This window comes from Paraburkholderia sp. BGA-UO-ETr-F12 (assembly GCF_059567945.1).
In genome coordinates this window covers 161,238-179,735 of sequence record NZ_JCAQOZ010000064.1, presented here as the reverse complement: position 1 = coordinate 179,735, position 18,498 = coordinate 161,238, and the positions used below count along the sequence as shown (strand labels likewise).

At 60.8% G+C, this 18,498-nt stretch carries 16 protein-coding genes and 2 pseudogenes; 6 read left to right on the top strand and 12 right to left on the bottom strand.

The window, feature by feature from the left end; all coding sequences use genetic code 11:
• Positions 1 to 24 precede the first annotated feature (24 nt).
• The 5 genes from AC57B6_RS32550 to AC57B6_RS32530 form a co-directional block, all read right to left on the bottom strand.
• Complete coding sequence (locus AC57B6_RS32550; RefSeq protein WP_028194949.1) at positions 25 to 954, bottom strand: ABC transporter permease; 930 nt, start codon at positions 952 to 954, stop codon at positions 25 to 27.
• Positions 954 to 1,841: an ABC transporter permease gene (locus AC57B6_RS32545; RefSeq protein WP_046572576.1), complete on the bottom strand. Its 888-nt coding sequence runs from the start codon at positions 1,839 to 1,841 to the stop codon at positions 954 to 956. The genes AC57B6_RS32550 and AC57B6_RS32545 overlap by 1 nt, the downstream gene beginning before the upstream one ends.
• A complete protein-coding gene (locus AC57B6_RS32540) occupies positions 1,838 to 2,917 on the bottom strand; it encodes an ABC transporter ATP-binding protein (RefSeq protein WP_406869449.1) in 1,080 nt (359 codons plus the stop codon). The genes AC57B6_RS32545 and AC57B6_RS32540 overlap by 4 nt, the downstream gene beginning before the upstream one ends.
• Positions 2,918 to 2,998: 81 nt before the next feature.
• Complete coding sequence (locus AC57B6_RS32535; RefSeq protein WP_028194952.1) at positions 2,999 to 4,168, bottom strand: extracellular solute-binding protein; 1,170 nt, start codon at positions 4,166 to 4,168, stop codon at positions 2,999 to 3,001.
• Positions 4,169 to 4,441: 273 nt separating this feature from the next.
• Positions 4,442 to 5,386 (bottom strand): SMP-30/gluconolactonase/LRE family protein, encoded by a 945-nt coding sequence (locus AC57B6_RS32530; protein WP_496422869.1) that lies wholly within the window; start codon positions 5,384 to 5,386, stop codon positions 4,442 to 4,444.
• A gap of 640 nt (positions 5,387 to 6,026) precedes the next feature.
• On the opposite strand from AC57B6_RS32530, the gene AC57B6_RS32525 reads away from it, so the two are divergent.
• Positions 6,027 to 6,731: a helix-turn-helix transcriptional regulator gene (locus AC57B6_RS32525; RefSeq protein ID WP_028194954.1), complete on the top strand. Its 705-nt coding sequence runs from the start codon at positions 6,027 to 6,029 to the stop codon at positions 6,729 to 6,731.
• Here AC57B6_RS32525 and AC57B6_RS32520 read toward each other — a convergent pair.
• On the bottom strand, positions 6,715 to 7,032 hold the full coding sequence (locus AC57B6_RS32520) for a helix-turn-helix domain-containing protein (RefSeq protein ID WP_028194955.1): 318 nt from the start codon (positions 7,030 to 7,032) through the stop codon (positions 6,715 to 6,717). The two genes, AC57B6_RS32525 and AC57B6_RS32520, sit on opposite strands and share 17 nt — an antisense overlap.
• 155 nt (positions 7,033 to 7,187) lie before the next feature.
• Here AC57B6_RS32520 and AC57B6_RS32515 point away from each other — a divergent pair, with 155 nt between their 5' ends.
• A complete protein-coding gene (locus tag AC57B6_RS32515) occupies positions 7,188 to 7,781 on the top strand; it encodes an acyl-homoserine-lactone synthase (RefSeq protein ID WP_028194956.1) in 594 nt (197 codons plus the stop codon).
• A gap of 164 nt (positions 7,782 to 7,945) precedes the next feature.
• On the opposite strand, the gene AC57B6_RS32510 is transcribed toward AC57B6_RS32515, so the two are convergent.
• Complete coding sequence (locus AC57B6_RS32510) at positions 7,946 to 8,635, bottom strand: FadR/GntR family transcriptional regulator (protein WP_028194957.1); 690 nt, start codon at positions 8,633 to 8,635, stop codon at positions 7,946 to 7,948.
• Positions 8,636 to 8,924: 289 nt separating this feature from the next.
• Between AC57B6_RS32510 and AC57B6_RS32505 the strand changes: the two genes are divergently transcribed.
• The 3 genes from AC57B6_RS32505 to AC57B6_RS32495 all read left to right on the top strand — a co-directional run bounded on the left by AC57B6_RS32505 (position 8,925) and on the right by AC57B6_RS32495 (position 11,877).
• Positions 8,925 to 9,392, top strand: a complete 468-nt coding sequence (locus AC57B6_RS32505) for a universal stress protein (protein ID WP_183797305.1) — start codon at positions 8,925 to 8,927, stop codon at positions 9,390 to 9,392.
• A gap of 246 nt (positions 9,393 to 9,638) precedes the next feature.
• The gene (locus AC57B6_RS32500; protein ID WP_496422885.1) at positions 9,639 to 10,433 is read left to right on the top strand and encodes a helix-turn-helix domain-containing protein; all 795 of its coding nucleotides are present in this window, start codon (positions 9,639 to 9,641) and stop codon (positions 10,431 to 10,433) included.
• A 130-nt stretch (positions 10,434 to 10,563) separates the two neighbouring features.
• A complete protein-coding gene (locus AC57B6_RS32495; protein WP_496422868.1) occupies positions 10,564 to 11,877 on the top strand; it encodes an SUMF1/EgtB/PvdO family nonheme iron enzyme in 1,314 nt (437 codons plus the stop codon).
• 90 nt (positions 11,878 to 11,967) lie between these two features.
• Here the strand turns inward: AC57B6_RS32495 and AC57B6_RS32490 are convergent, their stop codons facing one another.
• A complete protein-coding gene (locus tag AC57B6_RS32490) occupies positions 11,968 to 12,525 on the bottom strand; it encodes an OmpA family protein (RefSeq protein ID WP_496422867.1) in 558 nt (185 codons plus the stop codon).
• Between the two features lie 143 nt (positions 12,526 to 12,668).
• Positions 12,669 to 13,100, bottom strand: a pseudogene (locus AC57B6_RS32485) (adhesin); the annotation flags it as partial.
• On the opposite strand from AC57B6_RS32485, the pseudogene AC57B6_RS32480 reads away from it, so the two are divergent.
• Positions 13,034 to 13,576, top strand: a pseudogene (locus AC57B6_RS32480) (TonB-dependent receptor domain-containing protein); the annotation flags it as partial. The pseudogenes AC57B6_RS32485 and AC57B6_RS32480 overlap by 67 nt on opposite strands.
• A gap of 16 nt (positions 13,577 to 13,592) precedes the next feature.
• Here the strand turns inward: AC57B6_RS32480 and AC57B6_RS32475 are convergent.
• The 3 genes from AC57B6_RS32475 to AC57B6_RS32465 form a co-directional block, all read right to left on the bottom strand.
• Positions 13,593 to 14,705, bottom strand: coding sequence for a porin (locus AC57B6_RS32475; RefSeq protein ID WP_496422866.1), 1,113 nt, complete (start codon positions 14,703 to 14,705; stop codon positions 13,593 to 13,595).
• Between the two features lie 105 nt (positions 14,706 to 14,810).
• Positions 14,811 to 17,567 carry a magnesium-translocating P-type ATPase gene (gene mgtA / locus AC57B6_RS32470; RefSeq protein ID WP_496422865.1) on the bottom strand — a complete coding sequence of 919 codons (2,757 nt, stop codon included), beginning with the start codon at positions 17,565 to 17,567 and terminating at the stop codon, positions 14,811 to 14,813.
• A 142-nt stretch (positions 17,568 to 17,709) separates the two neighbouring features.
• Positions 17,710 to 17,859 carry a hypothetical protein gene (locus AC57B6_RS32465; protein WP_252890513.1) on the bottom strand — a complete coding sequence of 50 codons (150 nt, stop codon included), beginning with the start codon at positions 17,857 to 17,859 and terminating at the stop codon, positions 17,710 to 17,712.
• Positions 17,860 to 18,498 lie beyond the last annotated feature (639 nt).

The window sequence follows — 18,498 nt, the reverse complement described above, 5'->3', positions numbered from 1 at the left end:
CTTTGCGCGCCTCTGCACAGGGATTCAGCGCTTCTGCTCTTTCACGCGGGACACGATCTGCGTCGGGCTGACGAACTGCAGTGCAATCAGCACCCAGATCAGCGTGATCGCCATGTAGATCATCGCCATCGCATCGATCGACTGCGGGGCGCGCACACCGGTTGAAAATACCGCGTAGTACAACGCGACCACGAGCGTTTGCGTGGCCGGCCCCGCTGTAAAGAATGTCAGCTCGAACATGCCGATAGTGCGCACCAGAACGAGCAAGCCCGCGGCCAGCATGCCGGGTACCAGCAAGGGCAGCAGCACGTAGCGGAAATAGCGGAACGTGTTGGCGCCGAAAATGCGTGCCGCCGCTTCGAGATTGGGATCGATCTGCTCGATGAACGGGGTCATCACCAGGATCACGAACGGCAGCGCCGGCACCAGATTCGCGAGAATCACGCCGCCCAGCGTGCCCGCGAGACCGACTTTGTACATCACGGTCGCCATCGGAATGCCGTAGGTCACGGGTGGCACCATCAAAGGCAAAAGGAAAATCAGCATTGCCACGCGCTTGCCCGGAAACTGCACGCGGGCGAGCGCATACGCCGCGGGCACACCGAGCAGAACCGACAACACCACCACCGCCCCGACCACTTCGACCGTGACCCACAACACGCTCGCCAGTTGAAAATCGCTCCACGCCTGCGCGTACCAATGCAGCGTAAAACCTTGCGGCAACAAGGTGCCGAACCAGCGGGTCGCGACCGAGTTCACCGCGACCGTCGCAATCAGCAACACCACGTTGACGAGGAAAAACACCATCGCCCCCCACACCAGCACAAGCCAGATGCGGCCCGGCACACTGGCGCGCTGCTTCATGCGCTTGCCGGGTTGCTGTGCGCCGTCGTGGTTTTCGTTCGAGTCGGACGCGGACCACGCAGCATGCGCGGCGCGCTGATCGGCAGCCATCAGCCTTTGCCTCCCGTCGTCGGACCGCGGTAGAAGAAGCGGCGCGCGCCGAGCATGGCGGCAACCACCAGAAGCTGCACGAAGCCCATCACCATCGCGATTGTGGAAGCGAGGGAATAGTCGTAGCTTTCGAACGCCGCTTCGGCCGCGGCGATCGACATCACACGCGTGGGCCCCGCCGGCGCCCCCAGCAGCACCGCAGACGGAAACACCGAGAACGCCTGCACGAAAGACAAACACGCGGCCATCGTCAAACCTGGCACCAGCAGCGGCAGATAGATGCGGCGAAACTGCTGCCACGGACTCGCGCCGAGCGTGGCGGCAGCGCTCGCGAGCGTCGGATCGATGCCGGTCACGTATGACAGCGTCAGCAAAAACGCAAACGGAAAACCCGACACGATCAGCGAGATCAACACGCCCCAGAAGTTATGCGTCAAGCGCACTTCGTCGGTATAGAGATGCAGGCCTTGCAACGCCTGAGGAAACCAGCCGTTCGGGCCGAAGTACGTGAGCATGCCGTCGGCGATCAGCACGGTGCCGAGCGTGACGGGAATCACCAGCAGCGTCGTGATGAGCTTCTGATAAGGCGAATTGCGGCGCAGCGCGAACGCCACGGGAACCGACACGCCGACGTTGATCAGCGTAGCGGGCACAGCGAGCTTGAGCGTGACGAGAATGGTCGGCCACATCGACGTATCGGTGAAGAACGTCAGATAGTTGGCCCACAGGCCGCCGCCGTTCATCGGCTTGAACGACAGCATCAAGCCATACGCGAACGGATAGATGAACAAAGCGGCGATGAAAATCAGCGCCGGCGCAACCAGCCACGCTTTGGCGTCGCGCGGCGCAACGGATGCGCGTGGCGGTGACAGCGTGGGTGTGTTCATGCGGCCTCTCGGTCATAGACCAGCGTGCGCGACGGCGGCACGCGCAGACTGATGCGCTCGCCCTCTTCGAATTCGCCGGCAATGCGCGCCCACAAATCGCCGAACGCGGTCTTCACCCGCAGCAGGGAATCGTGGCCGCCGTATTCCACGGTGGTGACCAGCGCGTCGAACGCGTTTTCCGCGTCAGGTGCTGCACGCTCCATGTCCTCAGGGCGCAACGCGACGCTCACGCGCTTGCCGTTGAAACCGTCCATGGGCGTCCCAATCAGACGCACGCCGTTCGCACTCACCGCGACCCCATCGCCCTGCGTGCCTTCGAGCACGAATTCCGCCACGTTGCGATAACCCATGAACCGCGCGACGTGCAAGTTCCGTGGCCGCGCGTAGACCTCTTTCGGCGTGCCGATCTGCAGCACCACGCCCTCTTTCATCACGACGATACGATCAGCCATGGACAGCGCTTCGTCCTGATCGTGCGTCACGTAGAGCGTCGCTCGCTCGAGTTGGCTATGGATGCGGCGAATTTCCGCGCGCATTTCAATGCGCAGTTTCGTATCGAGATTCGACAGCGGCTCGTCCATCAGAATCAGCGGCGGTTCGATCACGATCGCCCGCGCAATCGCGACACGCTGCTGTTGACCGCCGGATAACTGTCCGGGCAGCTTGCGCTCATGCCCGACCAGTTGCACGAGCTGCAGCGCTTCACGCGCCCGGCGCATGGCGTCGCTCTTGCCGACACCGCGCATCTTCAGCCCGAAGCCGACGTTGTCGAGCACGCTCATATGGGGAAACAGCGCATAGTTCTGGAACACCATGCCGAAGCCGCGCTTTTCCGGCGGCAGCACGTCGATGCGTTTATCGTCGAGCCAGATGCCACCCCCGCTCAATGGCTGCAAACCGGCAATGCAATTGAGCGCCGTCGATTTACCGCAGCCCGAAGGTCCGAGCAGCGCGATGAATTCGCCACGCCGGATGTTCAGATCGAGATCCTGCAAAGCCGCGACCGCCTGCCCTTCCGCATTCGTGAAACTGCGGCTCACCGAATCGAGCCGCAACTGCTCAAAGTGATGCTTCATGGCGATTTCCTGATACGCGTGACGCTTGACGCACAAATCGCGGCGGCAGGCTGAGAGCGGATACGCGTGTTAATTCGCGGCCTACTTGGTCTTCTGCGCGCCGATATCGCTGTCCCACTTCTTGAAAGCCGCGACCATCGCGGTGGCGTTCAGCGGTAAAACATGCGGACGCTCGGCCAGCAGCTTCGCGTATTCCGGCCGGCCGTATTTCTTCAGCACATCCTGGCTGTGCGCGGGCGCCTGCTCGATGCTCACGCCCTTGATTGCCGGCCCCGGGTAGAAGTAACCGTCGTCATAGGTCATGGCCTGCTGCGCGGGCTCGAGCATGAAGTTCATCAGCTTGTAGAGCACGTCGAGCTTTTCCTTCGGCACGCCCTTTGGAATCACCATGTAGTGCGCGTCGTTCACCCACGTCATGTTGTCGAATGCCTGCACACGAAAATCCGCCGGCACGATGCCGAGCGCGCGCGGATTGATATCCCACCCGGTGACCGTCACGGTCATGTCGCGTGAGCCCTCACCGAGCTCTTTCATCACGGCCGAAGTACCGCCCGGATAGTAAGGAATGCAATCGTTCAACTGCTTGAGAAAGGCCCACGTCTTGTCCCAGCCGTGAACCGGATCTTGCGGATCCTTGTCGCCGAGCACGTAAGGCAAGCCCATCAGGAAGGTGCGGCCCGGACCGGAGTTCGCCGGCCGCGCGTAGATCAGCTTATCCGGATGCGCCTTGCACCATTGCAGGAGTTGCGCAGGCGTTCTGGGTGGATCGCTGACTTTGGCGGGGTTGTATTCGAGCAAGGGACCGGCCGGCATATACGCGACTTCGAGGCCATAGCCCTGTGCGAGATCCTGCATCTTGCGCGGACCGGGCGCGTATTTATCGAGCACGCCGGGAAAAGCCGCCGCATTGTCCGGCAGCAGTTTCATCCAGAGATTCTGCTCGATGCCGGCGGCCAGTGCGTCAGTGCCGGTCAGGACGAGATCGATGTCGGAACGCCCGGCAGCCTGCATCGCCTTGATCTTGCCGGGCAACTGCGGCGCGGGCGCGTTGGTGAACGTGAGGTTGGCGACGAGATTGGGATACTTCGCCTTGAAGGCCTCGAAACCCTTCTGGGTGAGTTGAAGATCGCCGGCCACATCGACGATATTGAGCGTTACCGGATCGGCCGCGTGAGCGGCGGGTGCAAACGCGGCGCTTGCCACGAGCGTTACGGACACCAGCCTGAGCGCCAACCTGCCTGAAACAGTCATTGCGTCTCCTCGCTTCCTGGTATGAAGTCCGCCGGCCCGATGCGCCCTTGGCGGTGTCTTTCTTCTACCAATGGAACATAGCGAAGCGTAACTGCCGATGTCAAGCAAATACTCACCACGGCACTTTGCCCGTCAATCAGCCCGTTTTGGCGAGGAATCCTTGTAGTTCAATGGGTTGCGCAGTTCGTCCAAGGGCAAACCCGAGGTCAGCACGCGGGCTGAATAGCGAGTTGTCAGGCAACATGCGCTACCGCAGCCAAACGCCTGGTGTATTCAGCCGCCCTGGACGCCCTGCGTATTCACGTAGAGCGAATACAAGCCGTGACTCGCCGCCATGAACAAGCGGTTGCGATGGCGCCCACCGAAGCACACGTTCGCGCAGCGCTCCGGCAACGCAATGTGGCCGATCGGCTCACCTTGCGGCGTGAAAACGCGCACCCCGTCGAGTTCGTCGGTGCCCATGCCCCAGCCGCACCAGAGATTGCCATGTGTATCGACGCGAAAGCCATCGGGTGTCCCTGCGCCCGCGTCGATCAACACGCGGTTGTTCGACAGCACGGCGCTATCGCCACTTATGTCGACATCAAAAGCACGAATCTTGCGCGGCTCGCCTCGCGATTCGACGATGTACAGCACCGATTCGTCCGGAGAAAACGCGAGACCGTTCGGGCCTAGCACGTCGTCGGCGACCACGGTCACTTCGCCGGATTGACCGTCGATGCGGTACACGCATGCAGGCAACTCCGACTCCTGCCGCTCTCCCTCATAGAAGCCGTCGATGCCGAAGGTCGGGTCGCTGAACCAGATCGAACCGTCCGACTTCACGACCACGTCATTCGGCGAGTTGAAGCGCTTGCCGCGATAACGCTCGGCGAGCACCGTAATCGACCCGTCATACTCGGTGCGCGTGACGCGCCGCGTCAGGTGCTCGCAACTGATAAGCCGGCCCTGGCGGTCGCGTGTATGGCCGTTAGCATTGTTCGACGACTGGCGAAACGTGGTCACGGCGCCGTTCGTTTCGTCCCAGCGCAGGATCCGGTCGTTGGGAATGTCGCTCCACAGCAGATAACGGCCGTCGCCGAACCAGACCGGCCCTTCCGACCAGCGTGTGCCTTGATACAGGCACTCGACAGAAGCGGACGCCACGATCAACGATTTAAAACGCGGGTCGAACAGGCGAATGGAGGGATCGGGATAGCGTCGGCTGGTGTCGGTCATGCTTGGGCTTTGGGTGATGAAGGTTGATGGGGGGCAGCAAGCCAACGCCGGCCAGCAGGACCCGCGCCGCACGACAGATCTTCGCATGATGCTCGGACAGCGTTGAACTGCATAGTAGCGCCTCGCAATGCTGTCAGACAACCTGTGCACAGGCGATGCCGCACAAGCCCGACCCGAGGCCGATAAGGCTAAGGGGAAGTTGCCAAAGCCGGCTAGGCGCTTTTGTATGACAATAGCGCATGGCCGGTACGAGTGAATGATGGCAGGCGAGGCGGGAATTGACGATCGGGAAAGCGGAGTCGTTTCGCCTGGAATCCGGATAAATGTCGTTCAGGGGTTTGACGGTAATGTTGCCAATCAGAAGCATCAAAACCTGCACTACGAGAAAATTACCCACTTTTTCGACCCGTGAATGTTAATCGGGTCAAAGAAATCCGTTATAAAGAGCGATTCGTTCGCTTCTTTGCAGAACCCGCGCTGGTGCTGTTTCTTTAGAAATCGCGCTCGGCTTGCGGAATAATTTTTAGTGATAGATTGTGAAGATAAAAACAGCCGGGCGGATCACCGCACCGCAATTAACCGCAACGGGATGTTTGCGAGTCTGAGAGAACACAAATTGTCGCTACATTTTATCGAGGAAATGGCGCCACTACTGAACGCCGCGGATGAAGCGGAATGGTTCGGTGCGATTGCGGGCCTTGCAGAAACGTGGGGCTTCGACAAGTTGTTGATCGCCATGTTGCCGCGTCCGACCATTCGCCTCGAAGATGCCTATGTGCGGAGCACCTACGCGCCAAAGTGGCGACGCACGTACGACGAACAGGGTCTCGTCCACATCGACCCGACAGTCTCGCATTGCGCAACGCGTGCCACGCCGCTGATCTGGTCGCCCGACATTTTCAGCACGGCACAACAACAGTCGATGTATGAGGAAGCCCGCTCGCACGGCCTGCGCGCCGGTGTCACTTTGCCGATTCATGGACCAAACCAGGAAGCCGGCATGATGTGCTTCGTCAACGACAGCAATCCGTCCGACGCATTCTGGCGCCATGTCAACGTTGCATTGCCAAATCTGGTGTTATTGCGCGATCTGGTGATCGATACCAGTCAGCGCCATTTGAATGCGCACACCCAGACCTTATTGCCCAAGCTCACGCCTCGCGAACGCGAATGCCTGAAATGGACCGCGCGTGGCAAATCCACCTGGGAGATATCCCATATCCTGAACTGTTCGGAAGCCGTGGTGAACTTCCACATGAAGAACATCAGGACGAAATTCGGTGTGAATTCAAGGCGCGCGGCGGCCGTAATCGCCGCGCAGATGGGGCTTATTGACCCGGGTTGAGCAAGGCGGCGGCGTCACGGCTGTACAAGACCCGTTCAGCCCGGCCCAGATCCGCGTCCGAAACCGTTTTGGTGAAATAGAGGCCCAGCAGGATCGACACGGGCGCCGGGATCTCCGCGCCCGATTCGAACCGGCTGCCACGCGATTGCGTCACGCCAAAGCGTGCCCAGAAGCGGCGCTGACTCTCTTTTTTCTTCTTGCGGTAGGCAATGATCAGAACCCGATCCACCACCGATGAAGGCTCCGCCGAGCGGCTTTGGACGGAGGGTTGCACCTGCCAGTGATTGTCGAGAAGTTCCATTTTTTCGGTCCGGTCGGTTGAGTGCTGAGGCTTGTCTCGAATTCTGCGTTATCCGATTAGCATCCACACCTATCCAGGTAGGTAGGTGGCAGAGCGATTCAAAATGCATAAGTTTTCTTGCGTATTGGGTACCCCAACACGTTCAGGAGAACGCCATGCAAACAGCGATTCGGATTGGAATGCGGCAGGAATTTGACAATGCGGACATCAATGAGATGTACCGCTTGCGGGCCCGGGTGTTCCATGGGCGGCTCGGATGGGACATCCCGACTATTGCGGGCATGGAGATCGACGGGTACGACGCCCTTGGGCCGCACTACATGCTGATTCAGGGCGACGACCGGCAGGTGCGGGGCTGTTGGCGTCTGATGCCAACCGAAGGGCCGAATATGCTGAAAGACACTTTCCCGCAGTTGCTGCATGGCGCGGACGCACCGGTCGGGCGGCATATCTGGGAACTCAGCCGGTTCGCAATCGAAACCAGCGGCGAGGAGCAGTCGTTCGGCTTTGCCGACCTGACCATGCAGGCGATTCACGAACTCGTGACATTCGCCGACCGGATGGGCATCACGCGTTACGTCACGGTGACCACCACGCCGATTGAGCGGCTGCTGCGTAAGACCGGTATCGATATCAGCCGGCTCGGATCACCTCTGCAGATCGGCGTGGAGCGGGCCGTGGCGCTGGATATCGCCGTCAGTCCGAAAACCCGCACCGCCCTGTTCGGGCCGATGGCCGTCGCCGCCTGATGCTCCGACATGATATTCGGCGCGGGGCTACGGTTGCCGCCTGTTGGGATGCCGTTTCCTGGCGTCTTTTGGTGCTAACTGGGTGTTATCTGGTGTTGCCTGAACACGACAGACGAGCGGCGAGCGTCTGTTAGTTGCGATCCTTCAGGAAGATGCGCGGGATGTCATGAGCCGAACATCCGTTCGAGCGCATTTTCGAGGTGCGCCCGCATCGCCCTCGCCGCAGCGGGACCGTCCTTGCGGCGGATCGCCTCGAGCACGGCCAGATGTTCATCCTGCACCAGCCGTTGCCGCTCCACCGTCTTCACGAGCGACAGATTACGCGACAGGTTCATGCTGAACAGAATCTGTTCCTCGATGAACGACATGACCGTGATGAAAAAAGGATTTTTCGACGCGCGCGCCACCGCCAGGTGGAACATGAAATCGTCCTGCGCACCGATGCCCCGTGTTTCTATGATGCGCTCCAACTGATCCCACGCATGCTGGATCGCGTCGATGTCGTCGGCGTCGGCTTTGAGCGCCGCCTGCTCGGCAGCGCCCGCCTCGGTCACGATGCGAAATTCATAGCAGCGGCGGATGTCAGACAGCGTTTCGAGCGGCGCAAAGCGGCGCACATCGGGGTCCGGGCGGCGCGCAACCGTGGTGCCCGAACCGTGCCGCGTCATGATGATCCCGTCCGCCCGCAAGCGCGCGAGCGCCTCGCGCACGGTCGGCCGTGAAGTCGCGAAGCGTTCGGCCAGTGCGTGCTCGGTCGGCAGCCGCTCACCTTCCTTGTACTCGCCTTCAAGAATGCGATTCAGGATGTCGCCGTAGATCTTGTCGGGCAAGCCCGTCGTTTTGCGCTCGTTCATCAGCGGGACTGAAGCAGCTTGTCTGAATAGGTTCCGATTGTAAGGCAAACCTCACGCCATGCCCGGCTGGTCGCTGCGCCATGGCTTGTCCGAAATGCCGCAAACGCATGCGGCGCGGCGCTCGTTGCGTGAAGCATTGTTGTCTCAGAATTTGACAAGTGTTTGATTTACATCCTGTGTCGATGCATCTTTTTCAGCGATCATTTAAGCTCGCATCGTAATCCAATTGTCAACGAGCCCGGCCGGCCGAACGGCTGCGGCACTCAACCCCTTCAGACGCGGAGTCGATATGTACACACGCATCCTTGTAGCCGTCGACGGCAGCCATACCTCGCGCCGTGCGTTCGAAGCAGCGCTCGCACTCGCGAAGTCCACTGGCGCCGTCATGCAACCGCTCTACGTCGTCGAAAACACGCCGATGTATTTCGAAGCGCCAGGCTATGACCCTTCCGTTCTGCGTAACCGCCTCGTCGAGGAAGGCAAGGAACTCGGCGCGGAATTCGCGGCGGCCATGGCTGCGCAAGGCGTCAAGGGTGAACTCGCCGTGGGCGAAGCTTCTTCGCTCGACGACGTTTCAGTGGTCGTACTCAAAGCTGCCGCTGACTTCAACGCCGATCTGCTGGTGATGGGCACGCATGGCCGCCGTGGGTTTCAGCGCCTGATTCTTGGCAGCGTCGCGGAGCGCTGCGTGCGCCAGGCGACCTTGCCGGTGCTGCTGATTCCATCCGCGGCAGGCAAATCCGGCGACAGCGCCTGAACATGTTGAGCGACATACATGGCCGTTGCATGCGCTCACCCTCATGGCCGGTACATACCGCGCGCTATCCCTAAAATGCGGGCCGAGCAGGGCGACGAGGATACATAGCAGTCCGTAACCACAAGCAGCAACGCGAGGGTGACGTCGCTCAAGAGGCCTAACTGCGTTAACGCGTCATTTTGTCGCTAAACGGGGAGCATGGGCGGTGGGACAATCAGTCATCACCCTTACAAACGGCTGAAAAACATGCTAACTCCTACCGCTGTGACCCGCTCGGCCGGCACTGCCGAATCCACTGTGATTTCGTCGCCTGCGCGTGGCGCCCGTCGTGCCGCGCCGGTGAGGGCAACCGCGCGCACCGCCGCTCGCTGTTCGAGCTGTGCGATGCGGGCGCTCTGCATGCCGCAAGGCCTGCCGCCAGACGAACTGCCCAAACTCGAAGCGCTTATTTGCACCGCCCGCTCGGTGCAGCGCGGTGAAGCGCTGTATCGCAGCGGCGATCGTTTCGACAACATTTATGCGGTGCGGTCCGGCTCCATGAAAACCGTCATGGCGCACCGTGACGGCCGCGAACAGGTCACCGGCCTGCGCCTCGCCGGCGAAGCACTCGGGCTCGACGGCATGAGCGATGACGTGCATGCATGCAGCGCCGTCGCCCTTGAAGACAGCACCGTTTGCATTGTTCCCTACCCTGCCCTCAAGTCCCTGTGTCGCGAAATCAACTCGATGCAGGAGCGCCTGCACAAACTGCTGGGTGAGCAGATCGTCCGCGAAGCCGGGCAAATGATGGTGCTCGGCTCACTTTCGGCCGACGAACGCGTGGCGGCATTTCTGCTCGACGTGTCGCAACGCAATGCCCAGCGCGGTTATTCATCGGCGGAATTCAACTTGCGCATGACCCGGGAGGACATGGGCAGCTACCTGGGAATGACGCTCGAAACCGTGAGCCGCACCCTGTCAAGATTTCAAAAGCGCGGTCTAATAGATACACAGGGCAAACATATCCGCATCGTCGACCTGGAAGGCTTACAGAGGGTGTAAGCCGTACGCGCCGGACTGGCCCGCGCCGCCGCGTCCCGGTCCATTCGCCTTTAGGCGCGCATTCGCCTTGGCATGGCTCCTGCGAGCGGGTACAGTCTTTAGTCCGTCCCCCGCAAGGAGACCCGGCGAAATGAATCGCGACCCCGCCCCGCATCACCCGCTCGTCCAGCGCCTGATTGATGCGCGTCAAGTAACTGACGCGCTGTTTTCCATCGTCAAACCCGAATTCCTGTATGACCGGCCGATCCGTGAGCGCCACCGGATCGTGTTTTACATCGGCCATCTGGAAGCTTTCGACCGTAACCTTTTCGACCGGCGCCTGTGCGATCTGCCTGCATTCGATCCGCACCTCGACCAACTGTTCGCTTTCGGGATCGATCCCGTCGACGGCGGCTTTCCGACCGATCAACCCAGTGACTGGCCATCGCTCGACGCCGTGCGCGGCTACGGGTTGCGCGCCCGCGAACAGATCGATCGTGAACTCGATGCGCTGAGCGACTCGGCGCGTGTCGGACATGAGGGCATGCAAACCGGCGCGGCCGAGCAGTTACTGAACGTCGCGATCGAGCATCGTCTGATGCATGCTGAAACGCTCGCGTACATGCTGCACCAGTTGCCGCTTGCACAGAAGGTCGCCCCGTCGTGCGAGGCGGTCCATACCCGTGCCGAACCGCGTGAGGCGTTGTCCTCGATGGTCAGCGTGCCGGCTGGCACCACGGTGCTCGGCATGGCACGCGAGAGTGGCCGTTTTGGCTGGGACAACGAGTTCGGCGAACTGCGCGTCGACGTGCCGGCGTTCGAGATCGATCGCCACATGGTAACGAACGGCGCATTTTGCGAGTTCATCGAGTCAGGTGGCTATCGCGAACCGAAATGGTGGACCGACAAGGATTGGGCCTGGAAAGAAGCGGAACAAATCGAGCATCCGGCCTGCTGGTCGCAGCCAATCGGAAGCGCTCAGAACAGCGGCTGGATGCTACGCACGATGTTCGACGAAATGCCGCTGCCACCCGACTGGCCGGTGTACGTGAGTCATGCCGAGGCCAGCGCCTACGCGCGCTGGGCCGGCAAGACACTGCCCAGCGAAGCACAATGGCAACGCGCGGCACACGGTGCGCCGCACGCGGCGTCGGGCAATTTCGATTTTCGTAGCTGGAACCCGCAGCCGGTCGATGCGTATCCCGACAACGTCAGCGCGTTCGGCGTGGAAGGTCAATTCGGCAATGGCTGGGAGTGGACCTCGAGCGTGTTCGACGCCCTGCCGGGGTTTGAAGCCTTTCCGTTTTATCCGGGTTACTCCGCCAACTTTTTCGATGGGCAGCATTACGTGCTCAAGGGCGGCTCGGCGCGCACCGCGCAATGCATGTTGCGGCCGGCTTTTCGCAACTGGTTTCAACCGCACTATCAATATGTGTACGCCGGATTCCGGTGTGTGAAAGATTGACGAATAAAGCATAAGTCGACGGCGCTGGACGTACACGCCCAGCGCCGAGGTTCACCCGGTTATTGCGAACCCATTCGGCGCACGGTCATCTCATTGCGCCCGAACTTCGATGGAAACGCGCCTGTCCGGTTGCAGGCAATCGATGACAGCCCTGCTCCCACCGTCCGGACATTGCGTTGTTGAATCGCGGGAGCCCACGCCTGTTGCATGAATCAACTCACCGTTCAGCCCATGATCGATCATGTACTCCCTTATCGTCTGGGCACGCGCGAGAGACAACGGCTGGTTGACCGTTTCAGGCCCAAGACGGTCGGTATGGCCTACGACCGAAATAGACTCAACGCCACTGCGCTGCTTGATACGCGCGATGACCTCGTCGAGGCTCGCCGCCCCTCCCGGCAACATCGAAGCGCGGCTTGATTGCCCGAAGGCAAACAGGGCATCGCTTTGCAATGCGAATTGCGCGACCGTTGGCGCCTCGGCTGCGGCCGGCGGTGAAGCCGCTGCAACCGGCGTATCCGGCGCCTCGCCACATGCGAATGTGAGCCGTCGCGTGACATCGGACTGGTCACTATCCGACAGCAGGCGTCCAACTTTCTGCACCGGGCGAACCGGTTCTCCGTGACATATCCGCTCGGCGACCTTCATGCAGGTGGCAGGTCCTTCGAATATCCCGTGACATTCGACCTGATGAAGCCTCGAACCGTCCGCGGCCGTAACCGTATAAGCATTGAACGTCGGCCCGGAAGCGCTCGAACATCCCGCAAGAAAAACCAGGCTAAGCGATAAACGGTGCTATTCGAATCGGAAGCTACCGAGCCCTGCCCGCCCGCCGAAGAATTCGGACCCGTGGACGCGGGTGAAGAACCCGGGGTGGACGAGAAGGGGGCACCGCCGCCGCCCCCGCTTTGGTTATTGATCAGCGTGGTCAACTGCGTCGTGACTGCGGCAAGCTGGCTTACGTTCACCGCGTCGGTTCCGGCCTTGCCGGCAGCCACACCGGTGATCTGCCGATTGCCGATATTGACCTCGCCCGCGGCCGAATGCGATTGCTGGCCGATCGCGACACCGCCGGGCGCCGTTGCATCGACAACCGCTCCGTCGCCGATACCGACACCGTTGTCTCCGTTGACAACGGTCGTCGATCCGACCGCGATCGACTGCGAACCCGCCGCCAACAAATCGGCCGCCGGCGAATTCGCGTGAAAATAGTTCGTGCCCGACCGGAACGTCTTCGGTGCAAACCGGCGAGGTGCGCTCGCGCGGTATCGAGCTGAGCGCGGTCGGAAACGTGACGCGCGAACTCTCCGTGATCGCGTCGTACATCTATCAGGACGTGAAGAATGTAAAGGCAAACGACGCGTCGCTGAACAACTGGCCGGTCGACATTCCTCGCCCTCGCCAGATGGCGTCGCTGTGGACCGACTGGACATGGCATACGGGAGCGCTCGCCGGCTTCGGGTTGGGAGGCGGCGTCCGCTACGGGAGCGCGTCCGCCGGTGCGCCGGACAACTCGCTGACAGTTGCAAGCTATGTGTTGTACGACGCGGCACTGCACTATCAGACCCGCAACTGGCGTTTCATGCTGAATGCGGCCAACCTGTTCGACCGCCACTACATCAGCGGTTGCCAATCCGATTCGGTCTGCGCATTCGGCAATGGGCGAACGCTGCTAGCCAACGCGAAGTACACCTGGTAGCAAGACGTTCGTCCACTCAGAAGCGATGCCGGATGCCGCCGGCAATCAGCAACTGATTGCTGCCTGTGGACGGAGCCGCCGTGTTAATGACCGCGGGCGCGCCCGACGATGCACGCTGATAGAGCGTCTCGACATACGTATCGGTACGCTTCGAGAGCTGGTAGTCGGCCTGCAGCGCGCCCTGGTGCCAATGCGCACCCGAGCCCTTCGTGTACGTGTACATGCCGGCCAGCGACACCGCAGGCGTCAACTGGTACACGCCGTTCACTTCATAGTTGCTGAATCCAACCGACGGCGCGGGCGCTCCGGAGTCGGCGTTGCGCACACCGCTATACGTGGAGCGCGACCAAGCCGTCCCCAACGTGAAACCGCCAATCGCATAGTTTGCCCCCACGCCGTAGGTATTCTGCGTCTGCACGCTCGCCTGGAACACGTCACGGTCGACGCCCGGCAGCGCGACTGTGTCGTATGCACCGCCTGCCGTGTTGCCCCGGCCATTGCCATGCAACCAGGCCGCGCCCGCGCTGAACGATCCATTCTGATAGTTCGCGCCCACGCCGTACGCGCGGTTGTTCGCGAACTGGCCGGCGCCATTTGAGACCGCATACATGCCGCCGAAACTGAAGCCGCCGAACGTCGGGCTCGCATACTTGACCGAATTGCGAGCCAGGTACGAGTTGTTGGCGTTGTCGTTGTCAAACGGATGAGCGAATGCTGTCCCGCCGCTGGCACCCGTTAGCGTGAACGGCGCGAAGTAATCGTGAATCGAATCGTACTGGTGGCCCAACGTGACGGTCCCGTACCCATCGTTGCCAAGGCCGACGTAATAAGGATGATCGTTCAGCGCGGCACCTGTCTGTGCCGAGAACCCTCGTTCAAGGCGGAAAATCGCCTTGTTGCCGCTACCGAGTTCCTCCGAACCCTGCAGGCCCCAGTAGCTCCCGTCGATTAGTCCCGAGGTTGCCTGATACTGGGCATGACCGCCGACGTTGCTCAAATACGCGAGACCCGCATCGATTTCTCCATACAGCGTTACGCTGCTTTGTGCCTGTGCATACCCGCTCGCCAGCGTGAGAATGGCCGTGCAAATCGAGACGCGGATGAAGGATGTGTTTTTATTGTTCGACATGCCGAAAGCCTTTTTTAAATTGATCAGTTAAACGAATGGTGATCCGAGCCACGGACCACACCGCATTGCCGCCGCCCCCTGCCGGCGACAGCGCAAACAGCCGGTTCAATACCACCGCCCAAAGCGACGGATGTAGACCGTCTTGACGACCTGAGTGAGCATCATGTAGCCCACCATCGTGGCGATGAACCAGCCCCAATAGCTTGGAGCCAACGCCGTGAAGCCGAGCGTGTCAGCCAGTGGCGAGAACGGCAGCCAGCAGCCGACCGCGATCGCGGCGAAAGTCGACAGCAACACGGGCAGCGCTGCCGTGCTCTGCAGGAACGGAATCTTCTGCGTACGCAGCATGTGCACGACGAGCGTCTGGGACACGAGACCTTCAACGAACCAGCCCGAATTCATGATGATCTGGCCACCGTTGCCGCCGTGCAGGTGATACAACGCACCCGCGCCGAATACGCTCCACATCAGGAAGTAAGTCGTAATATCGAACACCGAGGACGTCGGCCCGAGCCAGACCATGAAGCGCCCAATGTCGCCCGCTTCCCACTTGCGCGGCTTCTTCAGAAACTCGGGGTCCATCTTGTCCCAGGGCAGGAACATCTGCGACAGGTCATAGATCAGGTTCTGGATCAGCAACTGCATCGCAAGCATCGGCTCCCACGGCAGGAACGCGCTCGCCACCAGCACCGAGAACACGTTGCCGAAGTTCGAACTCGCCGTCATGTTCAGATACTTGAGGATGTTGCCGAACGTCTCACGGCCCTTGATCACGCCCTCCTCCAGCACCATCAGGCTCTTCTCGAGGAGGATGATGTCGGCCGTTTCCTTGGCGATGTCCGCACCGCTATCGACCGAAATCCCCACGTCGGCGTCGCGCAGCGCCGGCGCGTCATTGATACCGTCGCCGAGGAAACCGACCGTGTGCCCGTTCGCCTGCAGCGCCTTCACAACGCGGGCCTTCTGCAGCGGCGCGAGCTTCGCGAACACGGTCGTCCGTTCGACTACTTCGCCAAGCCGGTCATCGTCCATCTGTTCGATGTCGCGTCCGAGCAGCGGTGTGCCGGGGTCAAGGCCGACGTCCCGGCAAACCTTCGATGCGACGATCGGGTTGTCTCCCGTCAGCACCTTCATGGCGACGCCGTTGTCGTGCAATGCGCGAATCGCAGGCGCCGCGGAATCCTTCGGCGGATCGAGGAACGTCAGGAACCCGCGCACCACGAGCCCGGCCTCATCCACGGTCCTGTATTGCAGTTTTGCCTCGGCCTGAGGGATCTCGCGGGTGGCGACAACCAGTACCCGGTAGCCATCCTCGTTGTACTCCTGCGAGCGGGCAATCAGGTCCTGACGCTCCTTCGCACCCAGTTCGCGGATCGCGTCGCCGTCCTGAACGTGCGTGGAAACCACCAGCATTTCCTCGACCGCCCCTTTTGACACCATCAGTTGATCGCCGCCGGCACGCGCGACGATCACCGACAAACGCCGTCGGACGAAATCGAAGGGGAGCTCATCGACCTTCGTGTAATGCGTCGGTTTCACGGCCATTCCCGCCTGGTTCGCGTGGTTGACGACCGCAATGTCGATCAGATTCTTTTGCCCGCTCTGGTGGAAGCTGTTGAGCCAGGCGAGTCCCAGGATGTGCGGGTCTTTATTGCCATGAATATCGAGGTGATGCTCGAGGATGATCTTGTCCTGCGTGAGCGTCCCGGTCTTGTCGGTACACAGCACATCCATTGCGCCGAAGTTCTGCACGGAATTCAGGCGCTTGACCACCACCTTGCGGCGCGCCATTGCAACGGCCCCTTTCGCAAGATTCGCCGATACGATCATGGGCAGCATCTCGGGCGTCAACCCCACCGCGACAGCAAGCGCGAATGTCAGCGCGGACAGCCAGTCGCCCTTCGTCAGCCCGTTGATCATGAATACGATCGGCACCATGACCAGCATGAAACGTATCAACAACCATGACACGCTGCTCACGCCGCGGTCGAAACTGGTTTCAACCCGCTTGTGGCTAGTGACGTTCTGCGCAAGTGCGCCAAAGTACGTGTCGGCTCCGGTGGCGACCACAACCGCGGTCGCCGTACCGCTTACGACATTCGTGCCCATGAAGCAGATATTGGCCAACTCGAGCGGATCGCCCTGACCGGTCGAACCGGCATCCGCGGATTTCTCCATCACGGCGCCAAGCGTGTCGTATTTCTCGACTGGCAGTGCTTCGCCGGTGAGTGCCGCCTGACTGATAAACAGGTCGCGCGAGTGGATCAGCCGGATATCGGCAGGGATCATGTCACCCGCCTGCAGACTGACGATATCGCCGACAACCAGACTGGACATTGCGATTTCGCGCTTTGCCGGCGGCGCCGATTTGGATGCGCGACGCACAACGGTGGCAGTCGTGCGCACCATCGATTTCAGTCGCTCAGCGGCCTTGCTTGAGCGGTACTCCTGAAAAAATCGCAGCAGGCTGCTAACCGTCACCATGGTGAGCAGGATGCTGATGCCGGTCCAGTCGCGATCGTCCGGGGCGGCAAAGTAAACATCGGTCAGGTAACTGATTGCCGCGAGCACAAGCAGCACGATCACGAACGGATTCTTGAAGGCCAGCAGCAATTGCACGACGACGTGAGGCGGCTTGTCATGTGCCACTTCGTTCGGGCCATTCTGATGCAGACGCTCCTCGGCGTCGGCCTCGACAAGGCCATCCAGCGAGCTTTGCGTATGCAGCAGCGTGGTGTTGATACTGTTGTTGGCCTCGCTGACGATGCGCGCAGAGTGCTTGCGCTCGTTGGAGGTGGACGTGGTAATGAAGCCCCTCTGCTTACGCGGGGACGGATGAGAACGGTAAGAATGCTTGGACATAGTTTTCCCCGTGGCGGGCGGCCACTGGCCGCCGCGACACTTCTTTTTTCAAGGTGATTTTCTATGGTTGCGCGACCTGACTCCGGAATACGACGGAGCAGGCCCGGGCATGCGCCGGATCGCTATCCGGCACGCAGCGACGTCAGTGCGCGCGGCTCCACAACCCCGTCCACCAACGGGCAATGGCCGTCGGCGTTTTATGTTCGTGGATACGCAGCGTCAGCAGCGAGTCGTAGTGAGCACGAGCCTCACGAACGTGAGGCAACTCGGGTACGAGAAGAGCGAAATGCATGATGTTCCTCCGTCCGGGCTGCGGCCCGGAGGTTGTTCGCGTGCGCCAGCTGGAAGGCCGGCACCACGACGCCAAGGCTCAACGAGAGAAAGGCGAGGAACGGTGTGGACTTCCTTCAGGCGGAAAGAGAGTTTGAATCGCGTAAGGGACAAGAGTCACTGTCGGGCATGATTTCTCCTTTCTCGCGCTTTGACTGCACGAGCATGTCTTTTCAACCACGCACTGTATGAATTGCGCAGGCGTGAGCGATCACCGTCGCGAGTCAGGCTCACGACGTCCTTCAAGCGGACGAGCGAAATCACGCGCGTCGACGCGGTACTAAAAAGGTGCGGGGGAAGTATTGCGAAACTACGGCAAAAATACGACGCGCACCGTCCTGCCTGCTGGCGGGACGGCGGCTAGAAGAGGCGGGCGTCCTGCCGGTCAGGCAGACAAACTGTTCGAAGATCGACTACTGCTACTGTCCAAGGCATCGGCCCCTTAGTGAGAACGGACGAATAGTAATTGCCGTGAAAGTCGCTGTCAACCCGCAAAACATCCTTTTGGAATGGCCGTTAGTCGAAAAGAATCGGAGTCGGAAAAGTGAGGATTCGGACGGTCTTCTGGCTGATTGGCGCGACCGTTAGCAAAGTGCCTAAC

Excerpts from the sequence above, each read along its gene's own strand:
- AC57B6_RS32545 (WP_046572576.1), bottom strand. The coding sequence starts at position 1,841 with ATGAACACACCCACGCTGTCACCGCCACGCGCATCCGTTGCGCCGCGC.
- AC57B6_RS32540 (WP_406869449.1), bottom strand. The coding sequence starts at position 2,917 with ATGAAGCATCACTTTGAGCAGTTGCGGCTCGATTCGGTGAGCCGCAGT.
- AC57B6_RS32475 (WP_496422866.1), bottom strand. The coding sequence starts at position 14,705 with ATGTCGAACAATAAAAACACATCCTTCATCCGCGTCTCGATTTGCACG.
- AC57B6_RS32550 (WP_028194949.1), bottom strand. The coding sequence starts at position 954 with ATGGCTGCCGATCAGCGCGCCGCGCATGCTGCGTGGTCCGCGTCCGAC.
- AC57B6_RS32495 (WP_496422868.1), top strand. The coding sequence starts at position 10,564 with ATGAATCGCGACCCCGCCCCGCATCACCCGCTCGTCCAGCGCCTGATT.
- AC57B6_RS32535 (WP_028194952.1), bottom strand. The coding sequence starts at position 4,168 with ATGACTGTTTCAGGCAGGTTGGCGCTCAGGCTGGTGTCCGTAACGCTC.
- AC57B6_RS32515 (WP_028194956.1), top strand. The coding sequence starts at position 7,188 with ATGCAAACAGCGATTCGGATTGGAATGCGGCAGGAATTTGACAATGCG.
- AC57B6_RS32490 (WP_496422867.1), bottom strand. The coding sequence starts at position 12,525 with ATGAAGGTCGCCGAGCGGATATGTCACGGAGAACCGGTTCGCCCGGTG.
- AC57B6_RS32530 (WP_496422869.1), bottom strand. The coding sequence starts at position 5,386 with ATGACCGACACCAGCCGACGCTATCCCGATCCCTCCATTCGCCTGTTC.
- AC57B6_RS32500 (WP_496422885.1), top strand. The coding sequence starts at position 9,639 with ATGCTAACTCCTACCGCTGTGACCCGCTCGGCCGGCACTGCCGAATCC.
- AC57B6_RS32465 (WP_252890513.1), bottom strand. The coding sequence starts at position 17,859 with ATGCATTTCGCTCTTCTCGTACCCGAGTTGCCTCACGTTCGTGAGGCT.
- AC57B6_RS32510 (WP_028194957.1), bottom strand. The coding sequence starts at position 8,635 with ATGAACGAGCGCAAAACGACGGGCTTGCCCGACAAGATCTACGGCGAC.
- AC57B6_RS32525 (WP_028194954.1), top strand. The coding sequence starts at position 6,027 with ATGGCGCCACTACTGAACGCCGCGGATGAAGCGGAATGGTTCGGTGCG.
- mgtA (WP_496422865.1), bottom strand. The coding sequence starts at position 17,567 with ATGTCCAAGCATTCTTACCGTTCTCATCCGTCCCCGCGTAAGCAGAGG.
- AC57B6_RS32505 (WP_183797305.1), top strand. The coding sequence starts at position 8,925 with ATGTACACACGCATCCTTGTAGCCGTCGACGGCAGCCATACCTCGCGC.
- AC57B6_RS32520 (WP_028194955.1), bottom strand. The coding sequence starts at position 7,032 with ATGGAACTTCTCGACAATCACTGGCAGGTGCAACCCTCCGTCCAAAGC.